This is a genomic window from Cupriavidus pauculus, from assembly GCF_002858765.1.
Taxonomy (GTDB): Bacteria; Pseudomonadota; Gammaproteobacteria; order Burkholderiales; family Burkholderiaceae; genus Cupriavidus; species Cupriavidus pauculus_B.
In genome coordinates, this window is sequence record NZ_PJRP01000003.1 from 314,804 (window position 1) to 341,541 (window position 26,738).

Annotated in this window: 23 protein-coding genes; 19 read left to right on the forward strand and 4 right to left on the reverse strand. The window is 67.2% G+C overall.

All coding sequences use genetic code 11. The features are described from left to right. The first annotated feature begins 4 nt into the window (after positions 1-4). Both fliQ and fliR read left to right on the forward strand, forming a co-directional pair. Positions 5-274 (forward strand): flagellar biosynthesis protein FliQ, encoded by a 270-nt coding sequence (gene fliQ, locus CYJ10_RS09895; RefSeq protein ID WP_101681315.1) that lies wholly within the window; start codon positions 5-7, stop codon positions 272-274. A gap of 34 nt (positions 275-308) precedes the next feature. After that, on the forward strand, positions 309-1,094 hold the full coding sequence (gene fliR / locus CYJ10_RS09900) for a flagellar biosynthetic protein FliR (protein ID WP_101681316.1): 786 nt from the start codon (positions 309-311) through the stop codon (positions 1,092-1,094). Positions 1,095-1,115: 21 nt separating this feature from the next. Here fliR and blaOXA read toward each other — a convergent pair whose 3' ends face one another. Then, positions 1,116-1,940 carry an OXA-1206 family carbapenem-hydrolyzing class D beta-lactamase gene (blaOXA, locus tag CYJ10_RS09905; protein ID WP_101681317.1) on the reverse strand — a complete coding sequence of 275 codons (825 nt, stop codon included), beginning with the start codon at positions 1,938-1,940 and terminating at the stop codon, positions 1,116-1,118. A gap of 144 nt (positions 1,941-2,084) precedes the next feature. Here blaOXA and CYJ10_RS09910 point away from each other — a divergent pair, with 144 nt between their 5' ends. Next, complete coding sequence (locus CYJ10_RS09910; protein WP_308302966.1) at positions 2,085-3,797, forward strand: hypothetical protein; 1,713 nt, start codon at positions 2,085-2,087, stop codon at positions 3,795-3,797. On the opposite strand, the gene CYJ10_RS09915 is transcribed toward CYJ10_RS09910, so the two are convergent. After that, positions 3,782-5,416 carry a methyl-accepting chemotaxis protein gene (locus tag CYJ10_RS09915; protein WP_101681318.1) on the reverse strand — a complete coding sequence of 545 codons (1,635 nt, stop codon included), beginning with the start codon at positions 5,414-5,416 and terminating at the stop codon, positions 3,782-3,784. The two genes, CYJ10_RS09910 and CYJ10_RS09915, sit on opposite strands and share 16 nt — an antisense overlap. A gap of 345 nt (positions 5,417-5,761) precedes the next feature. Between CYJ10_RS09915 and CYJ10_RS09920 the strand changes: the two genes are divergently transcribed. From CYJ10_RS09920 to CYJ10_RS09950, 7 genes are all read left to right on the forward strand, one after another. Beyond that, positions 5,762-6,964 carry an NnrS family protein gene (locus tag CYJ10_RS09920; RefSeq protein WP_101681319.1) on the forward strand — a complete coding sequence of 401 codons (1,203 nt, stop codon included), beginning with the start codon at positions 5,762-5,764 and terminating at the stop codon, positions 6,962-6,964. Between the two features lie 137 nt (positions 6,965-7,101). Further along, the gene (locus CYJ10_RS09925) at positions 7,102-7,545 is read left to right on the forward strand and encodes a nuclear transport factor 2 family protein (protein ID WP_101681320.1); all 444 of its coding nucleotides are present in this window, start codon (positions 7,102-7,104) and stop codon (positions 7,543-7,545) included. 417 nt (positions 7,546-7,962) lie between these two features. Continuing rightward, entirely contained in the window at positions 7,963-9,603 is a 1,641-nt protein-coding gene (locus CYJ10_RS09930; RefSeq protein ID WP_101681321.1) for a sensor histidine kinase, read from the forward strand. A 146-nt stretch (positions 9,604-9,749) separates the two neighbouring features. After that, positions 9,750-10,034 carry a hypothetical protein gene (locus tag CYJ10_RS34615; protein ID WP_257993212.1) on the forward strand — a complete coding sequence of 95 codons (285 nt, stop codon included), beginning with the start codon at positions 9,750-9,752 and terminating at the stop codon, positions 10,032-10,034. A 20-nt stretch (positions 10,035-10,054) separates the two neighbouring features. Then, entirely contained in the window at positions 10,055-10,990 is a 936-nt protein-coding gene (locus CYJ10_RS09940) for a LysR family transcriptional regulator (protein ID WP_101681322.1), read from the forward strand. 119 nt (positions 10,991-11,109) lie between these two features. Next, positions 11,110-12,306, forward strand: coding sequence for an MFS transporter (locus CYJ10_RS09945; RefSeq protein WP_219621436.1), 1,197 nt, complete (start codon positions 11,110-11,112; stop codon positions 12,304-12,306). A gap of 204 nt (positions 12,307-12,510) precedes the next feature. Next, entirely contained in the window at positions 12,511-13,206 is a 696-nt protein-coding gene (locus CYJ10_RS09950) for a hypothetical protein (RefSeq protein WP_101681324.1), read from the forward strand. On the opposite strand, the gene CYJ10_RS09955 is transcribed toward CYJ10_RS09950, so the two are convergent. Further along, the gene (locus tag CYJ10_RS09955) at positions 13,203-14,135 is read right to left on the reverse strand and encodes a LysR family transcriptional regulator (protein ID WP_101681325.1); all 933 of its coding nucleotides are present in this window, start codon (positions 14,133-14,135) and stop codon (positions 13,203-13,205) included. The two genes, CYJ10_RS09950 and CYJ10_RS09955, sit on opposite strands and share 4 nt — an antisense overlap. A 133-nt stretch (positions 14,136-14,268) precedes the next feature. Between CYJ10_RS09955 and CYJ10_RS09960 the strand changes: the two genes are divergently transcribed. The 9 genes from CYJ10_RS09960 (at position 14,269) to CYJ10_RS10000 (ending at position 25,518) form a co-directional block, all read left to right on the forward strand. Next, the gene (locus CYJ10_RS09960) at positions 14,269-15,357 is read left to right on the forward strand and encodes a tartrate dehydrogenase (protein WP_101681326.1); all 1,089 of its coding nucleotides are present in this window, start codon (positions 14,269-14,271) and stop codon (positions 15,355-15,357) included. Positions 15,358-15,576: 219 nt separating this feature from the next. Next, positions 15,577-16,950, forward strand: a complete 1,374-nt coding sequence (locus CYJ10_RS09965; RefSeq protein WP_101681327.1) for a dicarboxylate/amino acid:cation symporter — start codon at positions 15,577-15,579, stop codon at positions 16,948-16,950. A 15-nt stretch (positions 16,951-16,965) separates the two neighbouring features. Then, entirely contained in the window at positions 16,966-18,240 is a 1,275-nt protein-coding gene (locus tag CYJ10_RS09970) for a glycerate kinase type-2 family protein (RefSeq protein ID WP_257993213.1), read from the forward strand. A 12-nt stretch (positions 18,241-18,252) separates the two neighbouring features. Beyond that, positions 18,253-19,671 (forward strand): pyruvate kinase, encoded by a 1,419-nt coding sequence (gene pyk / locus CYJ10_RS09975; protein WP_101681328.1) that lies wholly within the window; start codon positions 18,253-18,255, stop codon positions 19,669-19,671. 37 nt (positions 19,672-19,708) lie between these two features. After that, positions 19,709-21,010: a phosphopyruvate hydratase gene (eno, locus tag CYJ10_RS09980; protein ID WP_101681329.1), complete on the forward strand. Its 1,302-nt coding sequence runs from the start codon at positions 19,709-19,711 to the stop codon at positions 21,008-21,010. Positions 21,011-21,074: 64 nt separating this feature from the next. Beyond that, on the forward strand, positions 21,075-22,043 hold the full coding sequence (locus CYJ10_RS09985; protein WP_374703255.1) for a tripartite tricarboxylate transporter substrate binding protein: 969 nt from the start codon (positions 21,075-21,077) through the stop codon (positions 22,041-22,043). Positions 22,044-22,252: 209 nt separating this feature from the next. Next, positions 22,253-23,575, forward strand: coding sequence for an MFS transporter (locus tag CYJ10_RS09990; protein ID WP_101681330.1), 1,323 nt, complete (start codon positions 22,253-22,255; stop codon positions 23,573-23,575). A gap of 33 nt (positions 23,576-23,608) precedes the next feature. Next, complete coding sequence (locus CYJ10_RS09995; RefSeq protein WP_101681331.1) at positions 23,609-24,199, forward strand: RBBP9/YdeN family alpha/beta hydrolase; 591 nt, start codon at positions 23,609-23,611, stop codon at positions 24,197-24,199. A 125-nt stretch (positions 24,200-24,324) separates the two neighbouring features. Then, positions 24,325-25,518: a porin gene (locus CYJ10_RS10000; RefSeq protein WP_101681332.1), complete on the forward strand. Its 1,194-nt coding sequence runs from the start codon at positions 24,325-24,327 to the stop codon at positions 25,516-25,518. Between the two features lie 109 nt (positions 25,519-25,627). Here CYJ10_RS10000 and CYJ10_RS10005 read toward each other — a convergent pair whose 3' ends face one another. Beyond that, positions 25,628-26,650, reverse strand: a complete 1,023-nt coding sequence (locus CYJ10_RS10005) for an AraC family transcriptional regulator (RefSeq protein ID WP_101681333.1) — start codon at positions 26,648-26,650, stop codon at positions 25,628-25,630. Between the last annotated feature and the right edge of the window lie 88 nt (positions 26,651-26,738).

A 26,738-nucleotide genomic window follows, 5' to 3' on the forward strand; every position in this document is an offset into this window, starting at 1 on the left:
TGAGATGACACCCGAGATGGTCATGACGATCGCCACGCAGGCGATGAAGATGACGCTGATGCTGTCCGCCCCGCTGCTGCTGGTGGCGCTGGCGGCCGGTCTGGTGGTGAGCCTGTTCCAGGCCGCCACGCAGATCAACGAAATGACGCTGACGTTCATTCCGAAGCTGATCGCGCTGTTCGTGACGATGGTGCTGGTCGGTCCGTGGATGATCAACACGTTCGTCGACTACATGCGCGAAGTGTTCCAGGGCATCCCCGCCCTGGCGCACTGACCCGTCCCCCTCTTCCCCGCAGGACCCAGGCACCGTGTTCGAGGTCACCACCGACCAGATGTACGGGTGGATCGCCGCCTTCCTCTGGCCTATGTTCCGGCTGATGGCGCTGATCTCGACCGCGCCCCTGTTCAGCGAATCCACCATTCCGCGCCGCGCCAAGATCCTACTGGCCGCCGCGCTGGCCACGATCGTGTCGCCCACGATCGGCAACATCCCCACCGCACCGATCTATTCGTACGAAGGCCTGCTGGTCGTCATGAACGAAGTGGGCATCGGCGTGGCCATGGGCTTCTCGATGCGGCTGATCTTTGCCGCCGTGCAGATGGCTGGCGAACTCATCGGCCTGCAGATGGGCCTGTCGTTCGCGGCGTTCTACGACCGCTCGTCGGGCGGGCAGACGATGGTGCTGTCGCGCTTTCTCAATATCGTGGCCACGCTCATGTTCCTGTCGCTGGACGGGCACCTGATGATGCTGGCCGCCCTGGTGGACAGCTTCCAGGGCCTGCCGATCGCCGGCGTGCCACTGTCCGGACACGGCTGGGGCATGGTGGCCCGGACCGGGTCGATGGTCTTTTCCTCCAGCACGCTGCTGGCGCTGCCGATGATTGCCGCGCTGCTGACGCTGAACCTGGCCATGGGTATCCTGAACCGTGCGTCGCCGCAGCTGTCGATCTTCGCGGTCGGCTTCCCGGTGACTCTGCTCGGCGGCATGCTCGTGATGTCGCTGTGCATGCCGGAGATGGGCGTCTACATGCAGCACCTGGTCGACACCGGCCTGCAGACCGCTGCCCAGGTACTCGATCAGCTCGCGCCCTGATCCCCGGCCGTGGCTACCCGGTCAGGGCAGCGCGCCCACCTGCCTGAGCACCGCGCGGGCGATTTCCTGCCGTTTCGCACCCACTTCGGGACGCGGCATGTCCAGGTTCATCGCGAATACATAGATATCGTCGCCGCGCGAGACCCAACCCACCCACCAGCCGACATCGACCTTGCCCGACGCGGCCCAGCCCGTCTTGGCGCGCAGCGTGTAGGCGGGCGTGCTTTCGATGGTCAGGATGTCGTCGAGCGCCGCGAAGCTGTGCTCGGAAATCAGCGGCACCTTGTGCGCGGCGGCGTTAGTCAGGAAATCGACCTGCTGGTACGTGGTGATCTGCAGCTGGCCGTTGAGCCAGAAGCGGTCCACCGGGCCGTCGACACCGGCATTGCCGAAATGCGCGGCACGCAGGTACTTGCGGTACTGCGCGGTCCCCACGCGGCGCGCCAGCGCCTGGTAGGCGGGGACGCAGGAGTTCTTCAGCGCCACGCGCAGCGCCACATCGCCATTGCAGGCCTCCGGCAGGATCGGCTTGCCATGCTGCAACCACACCTTGCCGTCCCACGGCAGCTTGTCGTTGTCAACATCGGCCACGGCGCCGGTTTCGAGCCCGATCAGCGAGTTGAAGATCTTGAAGGTAGACGCCGGCGAGTAGGCGGTGGCCGCGCGCTTCGGGTTGTAGGTGAGCATGCGCTGCTGGCGCACGTCGTAGACCACCATGGTGCCGTCCACGCCCGCGGCGTCGAACAGCGGCTTGGCGTCGAGGGGGACTTCTGCGGCATGCAGCGTCGTGGCGGCGCAGGCCACCAGCAACGGCATCAGGAAAAATCGGGCAAGTCTGTTTCGCATATCAACACGCTATGAATTTTGTGGTTATCGGGGTTGTCGTCATGCAGACGGTTGGCAATCCAGGCCCGGATCGTGGTGCGGAGCATAGGCGCAGTCCCGCAAGTCGCCAACCGGCGTAGCTGTAACACGCGTAACATGGCGGCCATGCCCGCCCCTGCATCCTCCCGCTCCACGGTCGCCATCGACCTGTCCGGCCCGTATCGGGTGGGCGAACACGTCGCGCGTCATCAATCCGTCTGGATGCTGGCGCGGATCTGGCTGGCCGCCTCGCGCGATCGCGAGGACCTGGGCGCGGCCACGGTGCGCGCCCGGTTTGCCGATGCCGCCAATGTGCGCATGATCGTCTCGCGTGCGTTCAACGACTTCGTCCGATGGGGCGTACCGGTAGGCTGGGGTCACGACAAGGCCATCGGCATTTCCGCATTGCGCGCCGATGGCCGCAGCCGCGGGCCGTTCTGGATGTCGGCCGCCACGGCCGGCAGGCTGCGCTTCACGGCGCACGGCAGGCCACTGGGTGCCACCGGCGTGGCGCGCTGGCTGGGCCAGGCCCCTGCCGGGGAAGCCGCACCGGCCGCCGAAGCCAGCAGCGAGGGGCTGCAATATGTGATGCGGGACATGGCGTTCTGGCGCCATCTGACACAGGCCATGCGCGGCGCGCAGGATGGCTTCGCGGGCGTGCTCGACCACGGCGTGGCGGAGTCGTTCCGGGCCGCCCACCGCACGGCGGCCGACGACTTCCAGCAGGCCTTGTCGCTCCTGAAGGAAAGCCTGGCCTGGCGCCGCAGCGATCGGCTGGACAAGAGCCGCGCGGCACTGCGGCGCTTCGAGCGGATCGTGGTGGCCGGGGGCGTCAACGCGGCGCTGCCCACCTTCGCGGCCATGGCGCACGTGGTGCGCGCCTGGGAACACTACGCGCGGGGCGAACTCGACGCGGCGCAGCGCGAACTGGCGCGCCTGTCGGGCGATGCCGAACTGCGCCCCGTCGTCCGCTATAACCCGCGCATCCGCTTCGAGACGCTGAACCTGGAAGCGCTGGTCCACAAGAGCATCGCCCTGCGACCCGATGGATCGAATGGGCCGAACGGGCTCGGGCCAGCCGCCGCGCAGGCCAGCGCATCGCAACGCCAGGATGCCGCACGCCTGGCGCTCGATGCGTTCGCCGGCGCATTGCAGGCGGCTTACGAGGCCGACTCGGTCGACGCGGTGCAGCACGCGGCGGCCAACATCGGCTGGTCGCTATGGCTGTTCTGGCTGTATCGGCTGGTCGATGTGGCGCGCGAGATGGCGCCGGGCGATGTCCAGCGGCAGGCCATGCGCTGGCTGGGCCTGTCGGAATGGATCTGCGACCGTTTCGGCGTGGGGGGGCGGGACGGCGTGGAACACGATCTTCCTGTTGCGCGTGGCGCGCGGCAGCGTCAGCGGCGGCCCGCCCGCGTCGCTTGCCGCGTTCCGCGCCGGGCAGCCACTGACGGTGGCGGCCGCCATCGACGCCCTGCGCCCGTTTCACGCACCGTTCGCGCCAGCCAAGGGCTTTGTGCGCTGGTCGTCCGTGGCGGCCTTCGCGCTGGAGGAACACGACACCGGCCGCGTGTGCTACAACGCGCTGCAACTGGCCAATCTTCTGCTGGAATCGGCCTGGCATCTCACGCACGAGCAGGGAGCATCGGCACAGGCCTACGACGCCATGGAGCGGCTGGCTACGCAGCTCGGCGCGCTGCGCGCCGCCGAGCGCGGCTTTTTCCATTCGGAAATCCGTGCCTTTCCGCCCGAACTGCGCGCGGCCGCCGCCGAAGCGGCACGCGCGCGGCGCGGACGGAAGGCCGCGACCTGAATCGCGTGAATCAGGCCTGGCCGTAGGCCATCTCGCCAGCCATTGCCCGACGTCGGCCTGCCGCCATACGGCCCGATGCGCCACCGCTGCCCGGCAGCTTGAAGAAGGCCACCGCGTCGGTCAGCATCTTGCCCTGGTCTTCGAGCGATTTCGAGGCCACGGCGGCCTCATGCACCAGCGATGCGTTCTGCTGCGTCACCTGATCGATCTGCACGATGGCCTGGTTCACCTGCTCGATGCCGCGGTTCTGCTCGGCCGACGCCGCCGCGATCTCGCCGACGATATGGGTCACCCGCGCCACGGCCTGCGTGACTTCGACCATGGTCTGGCCGGCCTCGCTGGCCAGCGTCGAACCCGCCTGCACCTGCGCCACCGAGGCATCGATCAGTTCCTTGATCTCCTTGGCGGCGTTCGACGACCGCTGCGCCAGGCCGCGCACCTCGCTGGCCACCACCGCAAAGCCACGGCCCTGTTCGCCCGCGCGCGCCGCCTCCACCGCTGCGTTGAGCGCCAGGATGTTGGTCTGGAACGCGATGCTTTCGATGATGCCGGTGATGTCCGCGATCTTCGACGAACTGGCGCTGATGCCCGCCATCGTATCGACCACGCGCCCCACCGTGCCACTGCCCTGCTGCGCCACTTCGGCGGCATTGCGCGCCAGTTCGCTGGCCTGGCGGGCGTTTTCGGTGTTGTGGCGTACCGTGGCGGTCAGTTCCTCGATGCTCGCCGCCGTTTCCTCCAGCGACGCCGCCTGCTGCTCGGTGCGGCTGGACAGGTCCATGTTGCCGGTGGCGATCTCGCCGGTGGCCAGCGCGATGCTGCCGCTGCTTTCGCGCACGCGCACGACCGTTTCGGCCAGCCGGTCGTTCATGTCGCGCAGCGCGGCCAGCAGGCGGCCCGGCTCGTCCTGGGAATCCACCTCGATCTGCATGCCGACCTCGCCCCGGGCCACCGTGCGCGCCACGTCGACCGCGCGCTGGATCGGGCCGGTGATGGCCCGCGTCAGCAGCAGCCCGCCGAGGATGCCGAACGCCACGGCGGCGATGGCCACCACGATCAGGAACGCGCGTTGCCGCGCGTAGTCGTCATCGAGATTGCGGATCATCTCCTGCTGGCGCTCGTGCGTGAATTCCGCGTAGTCGCGCGTGGCCTTGACCAGCGCCGCCAGCAGCGGCCGGCATTCGGCGTTCATCTTGGCAATGGCGGCGTCCTTCTTGCCATCGAGCGCCAGCCCGACGATGTCGGTTGCCACGGGGCCGTAGCGCGACTCGATGCGGTCGATCTCGGCCACCAGGTTGCGCGCGCCTTCGCTGGCGCCTTGGACCGCGATCATCTGCTTGAGCTTGCCCAGCCGCGCCGCCACATCGCTGTGCGCCTTCAGCACCTCGGCCTTTTCCAGGTCGAGATCGGCCTGCGTGGTCACCAGTACCAGGTTGCGTGCGGCAATGGCCCGGCGGTCCACAGCGGTACGCACCTGCGCGGCCACTTCGGCCCGGGCATTGAGCCCGTTGATATAGGCAGAAAAGCCTTCGGTGGACCGGCTCAGCGCACGTAGCGACAACCCGGACACCACCAGCACGACCAGCGCCAGCGTGCCAAACCCCGCAAGGAGCTTGGTCTTGATCGAAAGATCTTTGAATTTCACGGTCCTTCTCCCTCTTTTCCCGATTCATTGGCCCAACGGCAGGCCTAAAACGATTGGAGCCATGGCGTGCGCCATGGCCGACATCGCTGAGAGAACCCGTTCTATTGGTATTGGCAGGCGTCATGGCGCCGCGCTCGATTTAATGTCTGCTTTGTCTGGCTAACGGGTAGACATGGCATCGATTGACCCCTACCCGAGGAGGGGTTGAGGGTAAATCGCATCGGTGTTTTCACTTAAGCAACAGATTGCATGCGGCATTGCATCAATAAATTGCATTTCACATGCATCTTTCCTAGAATCGATTCCGTCACACCGCACGTTCTCCACGCCTTCGCGCTCCTCATCATGTCCGTCCTGCTGCAGATCTCCCCACCTTCGCGCACGCCGACCTATCGCGGCCTGCCTATCCTGGCGCTCGGTTTCCGTCCCTTCTACCTGCTGGCCGCGGCATTCGGCGCCATGGCCATGGCCGCGTGGGTGGCGATGTATCTGGGCTGGTGGATGCCAGCCACGCAACCCTGGCTGGGCAGCATGGCGTGGCACGCTCACGAGATGGTGTTCGGCTTTTCGGCCGCCGTCGTGGTGGGCTTTCTGTTTACGGCCGGCAAGAACTGGACGGGCCTGCAAACGCCGCAGGGGGCCTGGCTGGGCGCCCTGGCCGGCGTGTGGGTGCTGGCCCGCGTGCTGATGTGGACCGGGCCGGCCTGGGCGGCCATTGCGGCCGATGTCGCCTTTCTCCCCCTGTGCAGCCTGAGCTTCTACACCATCCTGCGCCGGGCCAAGAGCCAGCGAAACTATGGCCTGGCCATCGCGCTCGGCATCATGGGGGCACTCAATATCGGCTTTCATGCCGCCGTGCAGACCGGTCGCATCGACTGGGCGCTGCATGCGGCCGAAGCCGCCACCGGGCTGGTGGCCATCTTCGTGACCGTGATCGGCGGGCGCGTGATTCCGATGTTCACCGCCAACGCCATTCCCGGCGTGCGCATTCGCCGCTGGCAGCCGGTGGAACGCTGCGTGATCGCGCTGACCCTGCTGGCCACCGTCGCCGCCGCGCTGCAGGCGCCCGCCTGGCTGACCGGCGTACTGGCGCTGGGCGCGGCCGTCGCACATGGCGTGCGGCTGTACGGCTGGGATCCGCATCGCACGCTGCGCAAACCCATTGTCAGCATCCTGCACGTGGCCTATGCGTTCCTGCCGATCGGTTTCGTCCTGATCGCCGTGGCAGCGGCCGGCTGGCTTGACCGATCCACAGCCCTGCATGCACTGACTGTCGGCGTGATCGGCTGCGCCATCATCGCGATGGTCACCCGTACCGCGCTCGGCCATACGGGCCGCCGGCTCGAAACGGGCCGCATGGAGCATCTGGCCTATCTGTGCATGGCGCTGGCCGCCGTGGTACGGGTGGCCGGCCCGCTTTCGCTGCCGGACCTGAAGCCCCAGGCCATTGCCCTGGCCGGCGCCTTGTGGGTACTGTCGCTGGTCCTGTATCTGATCAAGTACACCCCATTCCTGGCTCGCCCGCGGCTGGATGGCAAGGAGGGCTGACCCGATGTCTCCCGGCCGCAACCCCGATGTTGCGGCCCCGATTGCTGTGATACGATGACTTACAACTGATGGCGAGCGTGAATCGCATCGGTTGCCCTTATCGACACCCAGGCAGTTCAGAACAATCGGGAGACATCATGCGTAAATTCACCGCGGCGCTGGGCGCTGCCATCGTGCTTGGCATTGCCGCATCGCCGGTGCTGGCGCAATCGGCCGACAACCAGGCCGTCACCTCCGCCGCCGAAAAGCTGCGCGTGGCCATGGTCGATCCGGACCAGGCAACGCTGTCGGGCCTGGTGGCCGAATCGCTGAGCTACGGCCACTCCGGCGGCCGCATCGACACAAAGACCAGCTTCATTGGCGATCTGCTCGACAAGAAGTCGGACTTTGTCAGCATCAGCATCACGGACCAGTCGGTGCACGTGTCCGGCGATGTCGCGGTGATCCGCCACACGCTGTCCGGTGAGACCCTGGACAGCGGCAAGCAGGGCACGGTGCTGCTCAAGGTGCTGCAAGTGTGGCAAAAGCAGAGCGGCCACTGGAAGCTGATCGCCCGCCAGGCAGTGAAAGCGGCTGCCTGAAGCCCGCACCTGCCTGTCTGGAAGTCCGGACATTGATAGGATGTCTGACATCTTCCGATAGGCATGAGCCGACAGGAAAAAGGGCGCACCCACGCGGGTTGCGCCCTTTTTTATTGCGCCCCGGCGAGGAAATGCGCCAAACGCCGCAGAAGCCGTGTGCCAGGGGACTTCCTGTACCATGTGGGCTCGCATTCCTGCGCATCGCCCATGCCTCCGCCAGGCCCGATGCGCTGGCATGACTTTCGGGACTCTCAGATCATCCCCGGCGTGACTGAACACTCGACCCCATCGACTTCCCCCGCCCCATCGCCCCTTTTCCGCGACGTGCTGGCTTTCCTGCGCGCCGTCACATTGGCGCAGCACGCCCGCGCTGCCGCGTTCACCGATTCCGGTACGCGATAAAGGCGCGAGACCACCATGCCAGACGCCGCCGAACAACAGCGCCCCGAGGAACGCCTGCTTGATATCGCAGCGTTGTTCGACGCCCTGCCCGAGTCGTACCTGGTACTCAATGCAGCCTTCGAGGTGGTCGCGGCCAACACGCGCTATCTGGCCATGGCCGGCCGCACGCGCGGCGACGTGATGGGTAAATCGGTCTTCGACATCAATCCTTCGCTGTCCGAATCGCAGATGGTGGCGCGCCGCGAGTGGCTGACCGTTACGCTCGACAACCTGGCGGAAGGCGAGTCGCGCCTGTCGCCACCGATCCGCTACGACGGCCACCCCGCCGGCCATGGCAATACCGAGCGCTACTGGCAGGCCAGGGCGTCACGCCTGGCCGGTGCATCGGAAGCGGCATTCGTGCTGCAGGTCATGGACGTGACCGAACAGATCGTCAGGACCGAGCAGACCCGCCGCGAGCACGACAAGCTGCGTTCGCAGGCGCAGCTGCGCCAGATGCTGGTGGAAGAAGCCAACGCGGCGCTGCAAACGCACCGCAAGCAACTGGAAGAACTGCTGTCGTTCGCCAAGGTCGGCGCGTGGGAACTCGACGTGGCCACCGGATTCATGGCCTGCACCGACCAGTGCAAGGCCAACATGGGGCTGCAGCCCGACGACACCATCGACGAGGCACGGGTGTTCGGCGAACTGATGCACGTCGACGACCGTGACGCGGTGCGCGCCGCGATGGCACACGCCATCGCCAGCCGTGACCATTTCGAGGTGGAGTACCGCGTGGTCTGGCAGGACGGCACGATGCGCTGGCTGATGTCGCGCGGCACCGCGCATTACCTCGAGGACGGCTCGGCCCAGTCGCTGATAGGCTTTACGATCGATATCACCGCGCGCAAGGCTTCGGAGCTGCACTACCAGGCGGTGGCACAGGAAGAACAGCGCGCCCGCGAAATCAGCGAGCGCGGTGCGCGCGCCATGGACCATTTCGTGGCGGCGGTCAGCCACGAACTGCGGTCGCCGCTGCACGCCATCCTGTGGTGGACCACCTTGCTGGAGCGCGGCACCGACCCGGCCCACGTGCGGCGGGCCGCCGAAGTCATCGAACGCAATACCCGCCAACTGGCCCGCATGGTGGACGACCTGCTCGACAGCGGCGCCATTGCCACCGGCAAGCTGTCGGTGGACCTGCGTCTGCTCGACATGGCGGCAGTGGCCGCCATGGTGGCCGAGGATCTGCGCCTCGATGCAGAGTCACGCAACGTGACGCTGATCGTGGCGCCAGCCCTGCCCTGCATGGTGATGGCCGATGAACACCGGCTCAAGCAGGTGGTGCTGAACCTGCTGACCAATGCGCTGAAGTTCGCGGAGCGCGGCACCGTGGAACTGGCCGTCGCGTCGGACGGTGTCGACGTCGTACTGTCCGTGCGGGATTCCGGCGCGGGCATCGCGCCCGAAGCGCTGGAGCGCATCTTCGAGCGGTTCGAGCAGGCGCACCGCGAACATGCCAATCGCGCGCCGGGGCTGGGCCTGGGGCTGTGGATGGTCAAGAACCTGGTGCTGATGCACAACGGCAGCGTGACCGCCCACAGCGACGGTCTGGGCAAGGGATCGATGTTTCGCGTGCAATTGCCGCTGGCGCAACTGTCAGGCAGGACGCTCTAGCCGGGATGCGGTCGCATGACGCCCTGAACGCGTAACCCGCGGGCACCGGCCTGGTGCCACCGCCCCGGTGCGTTGCCATTCTTGTGTACGATATGCGTAACTTTTGTATTCACTCGTTGCCCCGGCAGCGGGATATCGCGCCCGACATGGCAACCCGACGCACAAAATCCGCGGACTCCGAGCTGCCTGCCACGCAGGATCGCGGCGAACCCGCGGCATCCGAAGCCGCCGAGTCATCCGTCAACGAAGGCATCTACCAGGATCTGCTGCACGCGATCATGGAGCATCGGCTGCTGGCCGGCACCAAGCTCGTGGAAGAGCGGCTGTGCGAGGTGACGGGCGCCAGCCGCGCCAGGTCTTTCAGGTGCACCGCCCTGACCGTGCGCGAAACCGGCGCGCCCGACTTCTACAGCATCTTCAGCAAGGGCTGACCCGCCCGCCCCGCCCGCCCATGGACAAGCTGCTCGCCCTGAAGATGTATGTCGAGATCGTTGATGCGAAGGGCTTTTCCGCCGCCGCGCGACGCATGAACCTGGCCACGTCGTCGGTCACGCGCACGCTGGACGGCCTGGAGGCATCGCTGGGCACCGTGCTGCTCAACCGTTCCACGCGGAAGGTTACGGTGACAGAGGCCGGTGCCAGCTACTACCAACACGCCCGCCAGATCCTCGAAGCCGTGGCCGAAGCCGATGCCTCGATTGCCGATCACGGCGAACTGCCGGTGGGGCAACTACGGGTATCGCTGCCGGTCGCGTTTGGGCGCTGCTGCATTTCGCCCCATCTGGGCGCGTGGCTGGCGCGCTATCCGCAGCTTGAACTCGATGTCGAACTGACCGACAGCATCGTCGACCTGCTGGGCGCCCGCGTGGATATTTCCGTGCGGCTTGGCAGCGCGGCGGCCTACGACAACGTGATCGCGCGCGAGATCGGCCGCTTTCGCCGCCTGGTGGTCGCCAGCCCCGCCTATCTGGACCGGCACGGTACGCCCGCCGAGCCGGCCGACCTGGTGAACCATCGCTGCCTGCGCTTCAGCTTCGCAACCCGTGACCAGGTCTGGCGGTTCCACGCCGATGGCGGCGACAACGGCGTTGCCAGCGAGCCGGTCAGTGTCCCCATCAACGGGCCCTTCCGCAGCAACAATATCGAGGTGCTGCGCGACATGGCGCTGGCCGGTGGCGGCGTGGCCCTGCTGCCGGACTGGCTCGTCGATGCCGATATCGCGGCTGGCCGGCTGAGGGTGCTGTTCGACGACTGGTCCGTCACGCCGAACCAGTCCAATTCGGTCGTCACTGCGCTTTACCTGCCGAACCAGCGCGGCTCGCGCCGCATCGCCGCCTTTCTGGATTTCCTGGCCTCGCTGCCCGGCCCGACGGGCCAGCGCGACTGATTTCACTTTGGCCCGCTTTGCGCGGGGTGCAACGCTGCGTTGCGCCACATTGTGATTCCCGCAACGCCTTCGGGCGCCTACGCTCTGGACATCGCAACCCGATCTCCACTTCCAGAGCCATGCAAGCCCAAACTTCTCCCAACGCCGGCGCTTCCAGCGCCGCACCCATGTCCGGCACGCTGGTCGCACTGTTCTCGCTGTGCGCTGGCGTGCTGGTGGCCAACCTGTACTACGCCCAGCCGATCATCGAGCTGATTGCCCCTGCCGTGGGCCTGTCCACGCAGAGCGCCAGCGTGATCGTGTCGCTGACCCAGATCGGCTATGCCATCGGCCTGTTCTTCCTGGTGCCGCTGGCCGACCTGCTTGAAAACCGCCGGCTGCTGATGGTCAGCGGCGTGGCCGCGGCGGCCAGCCTGGTGGGTGCGGCACTGTCGTCGCAACCCGGCGTGTTCCTGCTGGTATCGCTGCTGCTGGGCCTAAGCTCGGTCAGCGTGCAGATCCTGATTCCGCTGGCGGCGCACCTGGCGCCCGAAGCGCTGCGTGGCCGTACCGTGGGCACCATCATGGGCGGCCTGCTGTCGGGCATCCTGCTGTCGCGGCCGTTGTCGAGCATGGCGGCGCAGTGGTTCGGCTGGCGCGCGGTGTTCTTCATCGCAGCTGCCATGACGCTGGCCACCGTGGCCATCATCGCGATGACGCTGCCGCGCCGCGTGCCGCAGCACCGCGCCAGCTATGGCAGCCTGCTGGCCTCGCTGTGGCACCTGTTCACGCGCTTCGCGGTGCTGCGCCAACGCGCGCTGCTGCAAGGCCTGCTGTTTGCCGCGTTCAGCCTGTTCTGGACCGCCGCGCCGCTGGAACTGGCCGCGCGCTACGGACTGTCGCAATCGCAGATCGGCCTGTTCGCACTGGTGGGCGCGCTCGGCGCCGTGGCCGCACCCATTGCCGGCCGCCTGGCCGATGCCGGCCACACCCGCGTGGCATCGTTCGCCGCCATGATCGTCGCCGCGCTGGCGTTCATCCCCGGCCTGATCCATGGCCATGCCGGCCTGTATGGCCTGGCGCTGACCGGCATCGTGCTCGACTTCGCGGTACAGATGAACATGGTGCTGGGCCAGCGCGCGGTCTACGCGCTCGACGCCCATAGCCGCGCCCGCCTGAACGCGCTGTACATGACCGCGATCTTCGCCGGCGGTGCGGTGGGCTCGGCCATCGCCAGCACGCTGTACACGCATGCGGGATGGCAGGGCGTGGTGGCGGCAGGCAGCGGACTGGCGCTTGTGGCGCTGGGCGCGCTGGCCATCACCGCGCGTCGCTGATCGCGGTTTCCCCTCTGCGCCCCTCTGCGCCCCTCGCCCGCGTCAGCGAGAGAGGGGCGCCACCCGTCAGCCCCTGCGCAGACAGTGGCTTTGCAGTGCATCAGGCCTCAATTGAACTTTGGGCGCCCGTTTCATAGAATCCAGCGCGATACCGTTCCGGCCTTGTTGCAAGACCACCCACAATCACTGCGCGGAGAATTACCGATGAAAGCCGTGCTTGCCCACATCCTGCGCAGAAAGCTGGCGTACGCGGACCTGCCGCTCTTCGTGCATATGCGCGACGAAAGCCTGCCCCCGCAGGTCCGGCTCAGCTTCATGCGCGGCTTCGCCTTCTTCGTCATGGCCTTTGGCGACCTCAACCGCCATGTGCTGCGCAGGGATCCGCCGCGCGACGCATGGCAGGAACAGGTCAATCTCCACACCTTCGAGGACGACCATCACTGGCCGTGGTATCTGGAGGATTTCGAGACGCTCGGCTGGGATCGTGTCACCACCACGACCGACGCCTTGCGCGAGCTCTGGAGCGACGACACCAGCCGCAGCCGCGTGCTGATGTACGACTTGTGCGCCATCGTGGCCGATGCCCACGGCCCGGAACGACTGGCTGTGATCGAAGCCATCGAGGAAACGGGCAATGTGTTGTTCTCGCTTACGACGCCGCTGGCCAACGCGCTCCAGGCGCGACTGGGCGCCGAACTGCGCTACCTGGGCGCCTTTCACCTCGCGCTCGAATCCGGCCATGCCCAGCACGCCGACCATCGGGCGCTGGCTGCCGTCGCGCTGTCAGACCCGCAGCGGCAGCACTGCTTGGCACTGGTGGACCGGGTGTTCGACGCCTTCGCCCTGTGGACCCACGAGGCCGACGCTCAGATCCACCACGCAGCCGCCTGCGCCCCCTAGCCGGCGTCGCGGCCGAAGGCGCTGAACTTCTTCGCCAGGAAATCCACGAACAGCCGGATGCGCGACGACAACTGGTGCCGCTGCTGGTACACGGCGTAGATGTTGGCTTCGGGCGTCACGTACTGCGGCAGCACCTGCACCAGCCTGCCGCTGCGCAGGTAACGTTCGACATCCCACTCGGCGCGCAGCACGATGCCGTGCCCTTCCAACGCCCAGTTCACGGCGATCTCGCCGTCATTGGTCGTCAGGTTGCCCCGCACGTGGACCGATTCCGTCCGCGCCTTCGCCCCCTTGACCGGCGCCAGCCGCCACACCCCGTAGGCATCGCTGCCCTGCCGGATGCCGATGCAGTTGTGGCGCGGCAGCTCGCCCGGCGTCTGCGGCGTGCCGTGTTCGCGCAGATAGCGCGGCGACGCGCATAGCAGCCGGCGGTTCGGTGCCAGCAGCCGCGCCACGATCCGCGCATCGGGCGGTTCGCCAAATCGCACGCAGACATCGAAAGCGTCCTCGCTCAGCGGCGGCGGATCGGCCGAAAGCTGCAGTTGCACATCCACGTCCGGGTACATGCGGCTGTATTCGGAGATCACCGGCGCCACATGCATGCGCCCAAAGCCCAGCGTGGCATTGACACGCAGCAGGCCGCTGGGCCGGCCCCGGGCGCTGGTCAGCAGTTGCTCCAGATCGTCCAGTTCGCCCAGGATGCGGCGCGCATGTTCAAGCAGCACCTCGCCCTCCGGCGTCAGGCTCATGCGCCGCGTGGTGCGCGTGACCAGCGGCGTGCCGATGCGCGTTTCCATCTGCCCCAGCCGCTTGCTGACCGCTGCCGTGGTGATGCCCAGATCCCGCGCCGCCGCACTGAGGCTGCCGGCCGTGGCCAGCGTCGTGAAGAAGCCCAGTTCCGACGGCTGGATCGCGCTGTTGGATGCCATCCTGCACCTTTAACCTGTGAGTTAAGAATGGTTTAACTTTAGTGCCGATCCAAAACTTCGTCCACCGTCCAGAATGCGTCCAACGCTCAAGGCAGCGGTGAAGCAGATTCCCAGACCAGACAGGAGACGAACCATGAAGACCTACAAGATCGCAACCATCCCGGGCGACGGCATTGGCAAGGAAGTGGTGCCCGCCGGGCGCGAAATCATGGAAGCCCTGGCCGCCGCCGGCGCCAGCTTCCGCTTCGAGTTCGAGAACTTCGACTGGGGCGGCGACTACTACCGCCAGCACGGCGTGATGATGCCCGCCGACGGCCTCGACGCGCTGCGCGACAAGGACGCCATCCTGTTCGGCTCGGCCGGCGACAACCAGATTCCCGACCACATCACCCTCTGGGGCCTGCGCCTGAAGATCTGCCAGGGCTTCGACCAGTACGCCAATGTGCGCCCGACGCGCATCCTGCCCGGCATCGACGGCCCGCTGAAGCGCTGCGCCCCCGAAGACCTCAACTGGGTCATCGTGCGCGAGAACTCCGAAGGCGAATACTCGGGCGTGGGCGGCCGCGTCCACCAGGGCCATCCGATCGAGGCCGCCACCGATGTGTCGATGATGACCCGCGTGGGCGTGGAGCGCATCCTGCGCTTCGCCTTCAAGCTGGCGCAATCGCGCCCCCGCAAGCTGCTGACCGTCATCACCAAGTCCAACGCCCAGCGCCATGCCATGGTGATGTGGGACGAGGTGGCCGTGCAGGTAGCCAAGGACTTCCCCGATGTCACCTGGGACAAGGAACTGGTCGACGCCGCCACCGCGCGCATGGTGAACCGCCCGAAGACGCTGGACACCATCGTCGCCACCAACCTGCACGCCGACATCCTGAGCGACCTGGCCGCCGCGCTGGCCGGCAGCCTGGGCATCGCCCCCACCGGCAATATCGACCCCGAACGCCGCTACCCGTCGATGTTCGAGCCGATTCACGGCTCCGCGTTCGACATCATGGGCAAGGGTCTGGCCAACCCGGTGGGCACGTTCTGGTCGGTGGTCATGCTGCTGGAACACCTTGGCGAGAACGAAGCCGCGCAGCGCGTGATGGCCGCCATCGAGGCCGTCACGGCCAACCCGGCCCTGCATACGGGCGACCTGGGCGGCAAGGCGAAGACCGTCGACGTTACCAAGGCCGTGTGCGATTTCCTGGTCGCCGGCAAGCAGGCCAAGGCCGCCTGATAGGCCGACTCCCCTCTCCCGCTCGCGGGAGAGGCGCCGGGGGAAAGGGGTGTGGCCGCTCAACGGCCACCGTAGCATCCCGAGAGGCCTGCCCTCTCCCCTAACTCCTCCCCCGCACGCGGGAGAGGGGAACCCGCGCCCCCAAACCTTGCGGTCCCAGACAACGGCCACCAGAGCCCCGACCGCAGGCGACTTACCTCGAATCAGCAGGAGACAGCCATGATTCAAAGGCTATTGGGCAAGCTGTATGTGCAGGTTCTGCTCGGCGTATCGGCCGGCATCGCACTCGGCGTGTTCTACCCCGACTTCGGCAGCAGCCTCAAGCCATTCGGCGACGTATTCATCAAGCTCATCAAGATGGTCTTTGCGCCGATCATCTTCGCCACCGTGGTGCTGGGCATCGCGCGCATGGAGAACATGAAGGAACTGGGCCGCGTCGGCGTGCGCGCCCTGCTCTACTTCGAGGTGCTGTCCACGTTTGCGCTGGCCCTCGGCCTGATCGTCGTGAACGTGGTGCAGCCGGGTGCGGGCATGAACGTCGACCCGGCGCACCTCGACGCCAAGGCCATCGCCACCTACACCCACGCGGCCGAACAACCGCACTCGTTCATCGACTTCCTGATGAACATGGTGCCCACCAGCGTGATCGATTCGCTGGCCCGCAACGACATCCTCCAGATCCTGGTCTTTGCCACGCTGTTCGGCATCGCGCTGTCCCATATCGGGCCGCGCGCCCGGCCGGTGGTCGACTTCCTGGATTCGTTCACGCACGGCATTTTCTCGGTGGTCGGCATGATCATGCGCCTGGCGCCGCTGGCGGCCTTCGGCGCCATGGCCTTCACGGTGGGCAAGTACGGCCTGGGTTCCGTGGTGTCGCTGGGCAAGCTGATGGGCACCATGTACCTCACGTGCCTGCTGTTCGTGGTCATCGTGCTGGGCGGCGTGGCGCGGATATCGGGCTTCAGCCTCTGGAAGTTCCTGCGCTACATCCGCGACGAACTGTTCACGGTGCTGGGCACCAGCTCGTCGGAATCGGTGGTGCCGCAGTTGATGCGCAAGCTGGAGAACGCAGGCGTGTCGAAGCCGGTGGTGGGCCTGGTGGTGCCGGCCGGCCTCACCTTCAACCCGGACGGCCAGTGCATCTACTACACGATGGCCGCCATCTTCATCGCCCAGGCCACCAACACCCCGCTGACGCTGACCGACCAGCTTGTGGTGCTGGGCGTGCTGCTGCTGACGTCGAAGGGGTCCGCTGGCGTGACCGGCTCGGGCTTCATCACGCTGGCGGCGACCCTGGCATCGATGGGCAAGATTCCGGTGGCCGGCATGGTGCTGCTGCTCGGCGTGGACCGCTTCATGTCCGAGGCCCGCGCCATCACCAACACGATCGGCAACGCCGTGGGCACGCTGGCCATCGCCCGCTGGGTGGGTGCCATCGACCAGCAACGGCTCAACGACGCGCTCGACGGCAAGCTGCAGGACGACCCCGAAGTGCTGGCCGATCCGACCCCGACACCCGCGCCGGCGTCCGCATCGTCGATCGGCACGCACCTGACCCGCGCCGCCGATGCCCACGCCGGCCTCATGCACTGAGAGGACGACATCGCCATGGACACCTCACAGGCAAGCGCGCTGCTGCGCCGCATGTTCGATGCCGCCATTGCCGCCGCGCAACCGTCGCTCACGCTGGCCCGCCACCTGCCCGAACCGCCGACATCGCCCAAAGGCCGCACCATCGTGATCGGCGCCGGCAAGGCATCCGCCGCGATGGCCCAGGCGTTCGAGGCCGCCTGGCCGGGGCCGCTCGAAGGGCTGGTGGTCACGCGCTACGGCTACGCGGTGCCCTGCCAGCGCATAGAGATCGTCGAAGCCGCACATCCCGTGCCCGACACCGCCGGGCACGACGCCGCGCGCCGCATGCTGGAACTGGTGTCCGGGCTGACCGAAGATGACCTCGTGGTCAGCCTGATCTCGGGTGGCGGATCGTCGCTGCTGCCGTTGCCGCTGGCTGGCGTGTCGCTCGAAGACAAGCAGGCCGTGAATCGCGCGCTGCTGAAATCCGGCGCCACGATCACCGAGATGAACTGCGTGCGCCGTCACCTGTCGGCCATCAAGGGCGGCCGGCTGGCGGCGGCGTGCCATCCGGCGCGCGTCTGCAACCTGCTGCTGTCCGATGTGCCGGGCGACGATCCGATCGACATTGCATCGGGGCCCACGGTGGCCGACCCCACCACGCGGCACGATGCACTGGAGATCATCCGCCGTTACGGCCTGGACCTGCCCGCGCATGTCTTGCGCGTGCTCGGCTCCGAGGCGGCCGAAGCCGTCAAACCCGGCGACCCCCGCCTGCCACGCATCGACACCACGCTGATCGCCACGCCGCGCATGGCACTGGAAGCGGCCGCAGCGGTAGCGCGCGACGCGGGGCTGTCCGTTCACCTGCTCGGCGATGCCATCGAAGGCGAGGCGCGCGACGTGGGCCTGGTGCTCGGCGGCATCGCGCTCGAAGCGGCCGACCACCGGCTGTTTCCCACGCCCTGCGTGCTGCTGTCCGGCGGCGAGACCACCGTCACCGTGCGCGGCAACGGGCGCGGCGGCCGCAACGTCGAATTCCTGCTGGCGCTGGCCATGACGCTGCGCGGCCACGCCGGCATCCATGCACTGGCCGGCGATACCGATGGCGTCGATGGCCAGGAAGAGATTGCCGGCGCCGTCATCGGCCCCGACACGCTGCGGCGCGCGTGGGCCCTTGGCATCCGCCCGCAGGACGCGCTGGCCAACAACGACGGACACGGCTTTTTTGCAGCACTGGGCGATGCCGTTATCACCGGCCCCACCCTCACCAACGTCAACGACTTCCGCGCGATCCTGATCGCGCCCTGATGGAGCAACCCCATGAGACGCCTTCGCAACGCGAAGATCGTGGCCACGCTGGGCCCCGCCAGCACGTCACCCGAGATCATCGATGCCCTGTTCGAGGCCGGCGCCGATGTCTTCCGCCTGAACTTCAGCCACGGCAGCCATGATGACCACCGGCAGCGGCTGGACACCATCCGCGCCATCGAACAGCAGCGTGGCCGTCCGATCGGCGTGCTGCTGGACCTGCAGGGCCCGAAGCTGCGCATCGGCACGTTTGCCGATGGCCCGATCGTGCTGGCCGCGCAGGCATCGTTCCGGCTGGACCTGGACCGCGATACGCCGGGATCGGCCACGCGCGTCAGCCTGCCGCATCCCGAGATCTTCGCCGCGCTGCGCGAAGGCGCGGAGCTGCTGCTGGACGACGGCAAGATTCGCCTGCGCGTAGACCGCTGCGGCGCCGAGTTCGCGGAAACCACGGTCATCAACGGTGGGCCGCTGTCCGACCGCAAGGGCGTCAATGTGCCCGGCGTGGTGCTGCCGCTGTCGGCGATGACCGAGAAAGACCGTCGCGACCTGGATTTCGGCCTGACGCTGGGCGTCGACTGGATTGCCCTGTCGTTCGTGCAGCGCGCCGAGGACATCCAGGAGATCAAGGCCATCGTGCAGGGCCGCGCCGGCATCGTCGCCAAGCTGGAGAAGCCCGCCGCCATCCAGAGCCTGGAGGCCATCGTTGCCGAGGCTGACGCCGTGATGGTGGCGCGCGGCGATCTGGGCGTGGAGATGCCGGCCGAACAGGTGCCGTCGCTGCAGAAGCAGATCGTGCGCGCCTGCCGCAAGGCCGGCAAGCCCGTGATCGTGGCCACGCAGATGCTGGAATCGATGATTGCCGCACCGGTGCCCACGCGCGCCGAGGCCTCCGACGTGGCCACGGCTGTCTACGACGGTGCCGACGCCGTGATGCTGTCGGCCGAATCGGCATCGGGCCGCTATCCGGTGGAGGCCGTGAAGATGATGGACAGCATCATCACGCGCACCGAGTCCGACCCGCTCTATCACGACGCGATCCAGGCGTCGCACACGCCGCCGCGTGCCGAAGCCGCCGACGCCATCGGCCACGCGGTGCGCCACGTGGCCGGGCTGCTCAAGGTGCCGGCCACTGTGGCGTACACCAGCTCGGGCTACTCCGCGCTGCGCATGGCGCGCGAACGCCCCGAGGTGCCGATCCTCGGCATGACGCCGCGCGTGGCCACGGCGCGCCGGCTGGCGCTGGCATGGGGCGTCCATGCCGTGCTGTGCCACGAAGTGGTCGACGTGCTGGAGATGACCGAACTGGCCAGCCGCACCGTGCTCAAGGAGCGTTTCGGCGAGCGCGGCCAGTCCATCGTGATCTCAGCCGGCCTGCCGTTCGCGGTAGCCGGCACCACCAATCTGCTGCGCATTGCGCAGGTCCAGTAACGGCAAGCAGGGCAACCAGGGTAACGAGGGCCATCCCATGTCAGTGATTCAGGAAGTGCGCGGCTACGAGATTCTCGATTCGCGCGGCAATCCCACCGTGGCGGCACAGGTGCTGCTGGCCGATGGCAGCGAGGGGTTCGCGGCAGCGCCGTCGGGCGCGTCCACCGGCTCCCGCGAGGCCATCGAGCTGCGCGACGGCGACACGCATCGCTACGCCGGCAAGGGCGTACGCCGCGCCGTGGGCCATATCAACGTCGACATCGCCCGCACGCTGGCCGGCATGCCTGCCGCAGACCAGGCGGAAATCGACCAGTGCCTGATCCGGCTCGACGGCACGGCCGACAAGTCGCGCCTGGGCGCCAACGCACTGCTGGCCGTCTCGCTGGCCACGGCGCGTGCGGCGGCTGCGTCGGCGGGCGTGCCGCTGTACCGGTACATAGGCTCCATCGGGTCCGGCAACGGTAGCGGCGACCTGCGCCTGCCCATGCCGATGATGAACATCATTAACGGCGGCGCGCACGCGGACAACAGCGTGGACATGCAGGAATTCATGATCCTGCCCGTGGGTGCGCCATCGTTCTCCGAGGCGGTGCGCTGGGGCGCGGAAGTGTTCCACACGCTCAAGTCGCTGCTCCGGCAGCGCGGATTCGCCACGGCCGTGGGCGACGAAGGCGGCTTTGCGCCGGACCTGAAGTCGAACGAGCAGGCGCTCGAAGTCATCATGCAGGCTATCGACGCCGCCGGCTTCTACGCCGGGCGCGATATCGCGCTGGGCCTGGACGTGGCCAGTTCGGAGTTCTACCGCGATGGCAGCTACGTGCTGCAGTCGGAAAACCGCCGCCATGACGCCGCCGGCTTTGTCGACCTGCTGGCCGGCTGGGTCTCGCAGTACCCGATCGTCACCATCGAGGACGGCATGGCCGAAGTCGACTGGGCTGGCTGGAAGCTGCTGACCGAACGCCTGGGCAAGCAGGTGCAGCTGGTGGGCGACGACCTCTTCGTCACGAACACGGCGATCCTCAAGGAGGGGATCGACTGCGGCGTGGCCAACGCCATCCTGATCAAGCCGAACCAGATCGGCACGCTGACCGAGACCCTCGCCGCCATCGACATGGCCCACCGCGCCGGCTACGCGTCGGTGATCTCGCATCGCTCCGGCGAGACCGAGGACACGACCATTGCCGACCTGAGCGTCTGCACCGCCGCCACGCAGATCAAGAGCGGCTCGCTGTCGCGCTCCGACCGCGTGGCCAAGTACAACCGCCTGCTCTACATCGAGGCCGAGCTGGGCTGCGCGGCCACGTTCGCGGGCCGCCAGGCGCTTTCGGTATCGATCTGAACCCGCATTTTCCCAACCACGACAAGAAGAGGAGACAACCTTGCGTAACTTCAACCTTCGGGCGATTCGGCAGGTCTGCGGCCTGTCGCTGTGCGCCATCGGCCTTGGCAGTGCGTCGATGGCCATGGCGCAGGAATGGCCGGCCAAGCCGATCAGCCTGGTGGTGCCCTTCCCGTCGGGCGGCACCACGGACATCCTGGCCCGCGCGCTGGGCGACCAGCTGTCGAAGAACCTCGGCCAGCCGGTGATCGTGGAGAACCGGCCCGGCGCGGGCGCCACGGTGGGTGCCGACTACGTGGCCAAGGCCAAGCCCGACGGCTACACGCTGCTGATGGGTGCCGTGCATCACACGATCGCCACGTCGGTCTACCGCAAGCTGCCGTACAGCTTCCAGAAGGACCTGGCGCCGGTGTCGACGCTGGCCATGGTGCCCAACGTGCTGGTCATCAACGGCGCGAAGACGCCCGCCAGGAACGTGGCCGAACTGGTGACCCTGGCGAAGAAGGCGTCGCCCGAACTGTCGTACGGCTCGAACGGCAACGGCACCGCGCAGCACCTGATCGGCACGCAGTTCCAGGCAGCCACCGGCACCCAGTTGCTGCATGTGCCCTACAAGGGAAGCGGCCCGCTGACCACCGACCTGCTGGGTGGGCAGGTGACGATGTCGTTCGACACGCTGACCACCGTGCTGCCGCACATCAAGGCCGGCAAGCTCAAGGCGCTGGCCGTCACCACGGCCAAACGCTCGAGCGTGTTGCCTGACGTGCCGACGCTGGAAGAAGCCGGCCTCAAGGGTTTCGATATCGGCACCTGGTTCGGCGTGCTGGCGCCGGCGGCCACGCCCAAGCCAATCGTGACGCGGCTGAACGCCGAAATCGTGAAGATCGTGAACTCGCCGGACTTCCAGCAGCGCATGGTCGCGGCCGGGGCGGAGCCCATGGCAAGTGCGCCTGAAGCCTTTGCCAAGCGCATCAACGACGAGACATCGAAGTTCGCCGTGCTGGTCAAGGAAGGCAAGGTGACGATCGAGTAACTGGACGCGCGGCGGACACGCCGCGGCTACGCAGCAACCCGAAGCGGGTTTTCCCGCACTGTCCCGTCAAGCAAAACGGATGTCCCGATAAGTCAAACCGTAGGCTGTTATTCCCCGATACTTCGCTGGGTCGCGGCAAGTCCGCGGCAAGCCAGCCGACCCCCGGCATTGTGCGGGGCGCGGCTGAGACTATCAGGAGACGGTTCATCATGTCGGGACTTCGTATTTCACGTCCTCAAGTTTTTGCCGGCGCGCCGAGCGCCCGGGCTTCACGCTACTACCCTTGGCTGGTCTTTGCGCTGAGCTTTGGCCTGCTGCTGTCCGACTACATGTCGCGGCAGGTACTCAACGCGCTGTTTCCGCTGCTGAAGGCGGAATGGGCGCTCACTGACGCCAATCTTGGCGCGCTGGGCGGTGTGGTGGCTCTCATGGTGGGCGTGCTCACCCTGCCGCTTTCGATCCTGGCCGACCGCTGGGGCCGCGTGCGCAGCCTGACGCTGATGGCCGCGCTCTGGAGCCTGGCCACGCTGGGCTGCGCCATCGCCAATTCGTTCGGCGAGATGTTCGTCGCACGGCTCTTCGTCGGCATCGGCGAGGCGGCCTACGGCAGCGTTGGCATCGCACTGGTGCTGTCGGTCTTTCCGCGTCATTTGCGGGCCAGCCTCAGTGCCGCATTCATCGCCGGCGGCGCGTTCGGATCGGTGCTCGGCATGGCGCTGGGCGGCGTGATCTCGGCCCACTTCGGCTGGCGCTTCGCGTTTGTCAGCATGGCCCTGTTCGGCCTGGTGATGGTGGGCTTCTACCGCCTGCTGGTCACCGAGGAACGCCTGCAGGCCCAGCGCCTGGCGCTGAATGAACAGGCCACCGCGGAACCGCGCCTCGGTCCGATGCCGCTGCGCGCACTGTGCAGCGCCCTGGTGGCCTCGCGATCGATTATCTGCGCCTACGTCGGCAGCGCCCTGCAGCTGTTCGTGATGGGTTCGCTGCTGGCGTGGATGCCCAGCTTCCTGGGCCGCTACTACGGCCTGTCCACCGCCCATGCCGGCCTGGGCGCCGCAGGCTTCGTCCTGGTGGGTGGTGCCGGCATGATCGTGTGCGGCGCACTGACGGACCGCGTGGCACGCCACGCCCCGGCCCGCAAATGGCTGATGGCCGTCACGTACAGCGTGCTCTGCTTCGCACTGCTTGGCTCTGCCTTCCACCTGCCTGCGGGCACCGCGCAACTGGTCCTGATCGCTGGCGGCATGATGCTGGCGGGCGGCAGCGCCGGCCCGGCCAGCGCCGCCGTGGCCAACCTGACCGATCCCCGCATCCATGCCAGCGCGTTCGCCACGCTGACCCTGGTGAACAACCTGCTTGGCCTGGCACCGGGACCGTTCTTTACCGGCCTGATGGCTGACCACATCGGTCTGGCGGGCGCCCTGCAGTGGATGCCTGTCGCCGGCCTGATCGCCGCGATCTGCTTCCTGATCGGCCGCCGCACCTATACCGCGGACCTGCAACGCCTGGCGCAACATCGCGCCGCAGCCTGACCGCGCATTTCCCAACACGCAAGCGATTCAACGATGTTTTTGTCCCCCGATATCACCGTGCTGCTGGTGCCCGGCCTGCGCGACCACGTGGCCGAACACTGGCAGACCCTGCTGCAAGCCGAACTGGAGGCCCAGGGCCAGAAAGTGGCGTCCGTGCAGCCCCTGGAACACGACAAGCTCAGCTGCGCCGCACGCATGGTCGCCCTTGACCAAGCCATCGCCGCCATCGACGGGCCGGTGGTGCTGGGCGCCCACAGCGCCGGCGTGATGATTACCGTGCACTGGGCCAGGCACCTGCACCATCGCGTGCCGGCCGGCAAGGTCCTTGGCGCGCTGCTGGCGACGCCCGCCGACCTGGAAACGCCGATGCCGCAGGGCTATCCGGAAGTGGCCACGCTCGACCAGCATGGCTGGTTGCCGATGCCACGCCAGGCGTTGCCATTCCCGACGTTGCTGGCGGCCAGCCGCAACGATCCGCTGGCCTCGTACGAGCGTGCCGGCGCCATGGCGCAGGACTGGGGCAGCGAACTGGTCGACCTCGGTCACGTCGGCCACCTGAATCCCGCGGCCGGCTTCGGCCCGTGGCCGCAAGCCATGGCGCTGCTGGCACGGCTGGCGCACTGAACCGCGGGACCACAAGCACCACAGCAAGGCGGCCCCGGCCGCGACACAACAACATTTTCGCAGCACCGTAGTACCCATTCCGACGGGAACCCCACTACACAAGACGTCAATAAGGAGACTGTTTCATGAAGCTCAAGGGCATGGCCGCCGCGGCCGCTTTGTTCGCCTGTACTGGCAGCGCATTCGCGCAATCCACCGTCACGCTGTATGGCGTGATCGACGCAAGCGTGGAATACGCGAACCACGTCGCCCCGTACTCCGCGGCAGGCTTTACCCCGAATCCGGGCGCCGGCGACACCGTATATCGCATGAACTCTGGCGGCCTGTCCGGCTCGCGTTGGGGTCTGCGTGGTACTGAAGACCTGGGCAACGGCCTGAAGAGCCTGTTCGTGCTGGAAAGCGGCTTCAGTGGCGACAACGGCACGATGCAGCAGAGCAGCCGCCTGTTTGGTCGCCAGGCATTCGTTGGCCTGCAGCACCAGACGTTCGGCCAGATCACGCTGGGTCGCCAGTACACGTCGCTGTTCGCGGCAATGGCCAACTTCATGCCGACGGCCTACGCCACGCAGTACGAGCCGGCAGCCCTGATGGCAGGCAACAACTTCCGCGAGGACAACGTGCTGGCCTACACGGGCACGTTCGGCCCGCTGACGGCCCTGGCGCACTTCTCGTTCGGCGCCGGCGTGCCGAACCTGCCGGCCGGCACGATCGCCTTCGGTGGCAACGGCGAAGTGCCGGGTGCCTTCCGCCGCGACAACGCCTTCGGCGCGGCCGCCGTGTACTCGTCGGGCCCGTTCGGCGCCGCCATTGCCTATGACCAGTGGAATCCGTCGATCAACAACGTCGCCGGCATCTACCAGGGCAACACCGCCACGCTGAAGAAGGCGTCGGTCGCGGCCAGCTACACGATCGGGGCGGTCGCCAAGATCATGGGCGGCTACCGCTGGGGCAAGGCCGAGAACAACGGCACGAATGCCCAGATCCAGCGCGACGACTACTACTGGATTGGTGTGAACTACCAGGTCACGCCGGCCGTCGGCCTGACGCTCGAGTACGACTACGACGACCTCAAGCGCGACTACTTCAACCGTACCAACGCGCCGAATCCTTGGCAGGTCGCCTTCGTGGCCAACTACGCGTTCTCGAAGCGCACGGACCTGTACCTGAGCACGGCCTACGCCAAGCATGCCGGCCTGACGCTCGATGGCGCCAACACGAACCAGCTGGCGTCGACCGGCGCCACGGGCAACAGCTACATCCTGGGCAACGGCCAGAGCAGCATGGTCGGCGTCAGCGTCGGCATCCGCCACAAGTTCTGATCATGTAGGGATCGGCATGGCCGGGCGGGGCACTCCTGCACCCCACCGCCCGGTCGTGTCGAGCTTCGTTTGGCCACTCCGGCGTGCGCGCTGGTGTGGCCGTTTTTTTTTATGGCGCCGGCGCCTCGTCCGCCTGTTCCTGCTGCGCCCGCCACTTCGACACGCTGCAGCCGTACTGCGCGCCAAACCAGCGCGAGAACGCGCTCAGCGACGAGAAGCCCAGCAGCGTGGCCACCTCGGACAACGGCCGCGCACGGTTCTCGATATAGCGCGTGGCCAGGCTGGCCCGTGCGTCGTTGAGGATGTCCGAGTAGGTGGCGCCGTCCTGGGCCAGCCAGCGATGCACGGTGCGCCGGTCCACGCCCAGTTGCTGGGCCACACGGTCGACCGAGCACATGCCGCTGGGCAGCAGCGCATGCACGAGCTTGCGCACCTTGTCGGTCATGCTGGTGTTCGACTGCGCCAGCAGCGTGCCCAGGTAGAGCTTGACCTGCTGCGCCATGACGGGGTCGTAGGACGGCAAAGGCGCTTCCAGGTCCCTGGCCACGCAGACAATGCCGTCGAAGTCCTGCCCGTAAAGGGCATGCATGCCGAACACGCGCATGCAGGCGGCCTGGCTAACGGGCGCCGCGTGCGTAAAGCAGATGCTGCGCGGACGCCAGGCCGGCCCCAGGAACAGCGTAAGCATGCGGAACATCACGCCAGCCGCCAGCTCGGTAGCCTGGCGCACGCTGCCCGGGGCATCGCTGAGCAGTTGCAGGCGGATCAGCACCACATCGTCGACGTCTTCCACGCGCATGACCAGCGCCTCGTTCTGCAGGCCCATGTAGCGGACCATCGACTCCAGCGCGCGGCGCAGCGTGGGTTCCTCGCGCACCACGAAGGCCAGCGGACCCAGGTTCGCAAATGGGCGCAGTTCGGCCATGCGCAGGCCGAAATCGTCGACCTGCGCGGCGCTGGCCGAGGCCTCCAGCAGCTTGCCCACCAGCGCTGCCGGTATGCGGATGTCGGGATCCAGCAACACGTTGCGGCTGATACGTGCGGCACGCAGCATCTGGTGGGGATCGAGCCCCACGGCCCGCGCCACATCCACGTAGTTGGTAAGGCTCGCACTGCGAAGAAAGTAGGACATCGCGTTTTCCCTGACTGTCCCGAAATGTAAATCGAGCGTCCCCGATCGTCAAATTGCGGCGCACCGATAGCCGATACTTCGATCACCG

Bases quoted from the DNA above. Each gene is read 5' to 3' on its own strand.
- fliQ (WP_101681315.1), top strand. From the start codon at position 5: ATGACACCCGAGATGGTCATGACGATCGCCACGCAGGCGATGAAGATG.
- blaOXA (WP_101681317.1), bottom strand. From the start codon at position 1,940: ATGCGAAACAGACTTGCCCGATTTTTCCTGATGCCGTTGCTGGTGGCC.
- CYJ10_RS09910 (WP_308302966.1), top strand. From the start codon at position 2,085: ATGCCCGCCCCTGCATCCTCCCGCTCCACGGTCGCCATCGACCTGTCC.
- CYJ10_RS09920 (WP_101681319.1), top strand. From the start codon at position 5,762: ATGTCCGTCCTGCTGCAGATCTCCCCACCTTCGCGCACGCCGACCTAT.
- CYJ10_RS09925 (WP_101681320.1), top strand. From the start codon at position 7,102: ATGCGTAAATTCACCGCGGCGCTGGGCGCTGCCATCGTGCTTGGCATT.
- CYJ10_RS09930 (WP_101681321.1), top strand. From the start codon at position 7,963: ATGCCAGACGCCGCCGAACAACAGCGCCCCGAGGAACGCCTGCTTGAT.
- CYJ10_RS34615 (WP_257993212.1), top strand. From the start codon at position 9,750: ATGGCAACCCGACGCACAAAATCCGCGGACTCCGAGCTGCCTGCCACG.
- CYJ10_RS09940 (WP_101681322.1), top strand. From the start codon at position 10,055: ATGGACAAGCTGCTCGCCCTGAAGATGTATGTCGAGATCGTTGATGCG.
- CYJ10_RS09945 (WP_219621436.1), top strand. From the start codon at position 11,110: ATGCAAGCCCAAACTTCTCCCAACGCCGGCGCTTCCAGCGCCGCACCC.
- CYJ10_RS09950 (WP_101681324.1), top strand. From the start codon at position 12,511: ATGAAAGCCGTGCTTGCCCACATCCTGCGCAGAAAGCTGGCGTACGCG.
- CYJ10_RS09955 (WP_101681325.1), bottom strand. From the start codon at position 14,135: ATGGCATCCAACAGCGCGATCCAGCCGTCGGAACTGGGCTTCTTCACG.
- CYJ10_RS09960 (WP_101681326.1), top strand. From the start codon at position 14,269: ATGAAGACCTACAAGATCGCAACCATCCCGGGCGACGGCATTGGCAAG.
- CYJ10_RS09965 (WP_101681327.1), top strand. From the start codon at position 15,577: ATGATTCAAAGGCTATTGGGCAAGCTGTATGTGCAGGTTCTGCTCGGC.
- CYJ10_RS09970 (WP_257993213.1), top strand. From the start codon at position 16,966: ATGGACACCTCACAGGCAAGCGCGCTGCTGCGCCGCATGTTCGATGCC.
- pyk (WP_101681328.1), top strand. From the start codon at position 18,253: ATGAGACGCCTTCGCAACGCGAAGATCGTGGCCACGCTGGGCCCCGCC.
- eno (WP_101681329.1), top strand. From the start codon at position 19,709: ATGTCAGTGATTCAGGAAGTGCGCGGCTACGAGATTCTCGATTCGCGC.
- CYJ10_RS09990 (WP_101681330.1), top strand. From the start codon at position 22,253: ATGTCGGGACTTCGTATTTCACGTCCTCAAGTTTTTGCCGGCGCGCCG.
- CYJ10_RS09995 (WP_101681331.1), top strand. From the start codon at position 23,609: ATGTTTTTGTCCCCCGATATCACCGTGCTGCTGGTGCCCGGCCTGCGC.
- CYJ10_RS10000 (WP_101681332.1), top strand. From the start codon at position 24,325: ATGAAGCTCAAGGGCATGGCCGCCGCGGCCGCTTTGTTCGCCTGTACT.
- CYJ10_RS10005 (WP_101681333.1), bottom strand. From the start codon at position 26,650: ATGTCCTACTTTCTTCGCAGTGCGAGCCTTACCAACTACGTGGATGTG.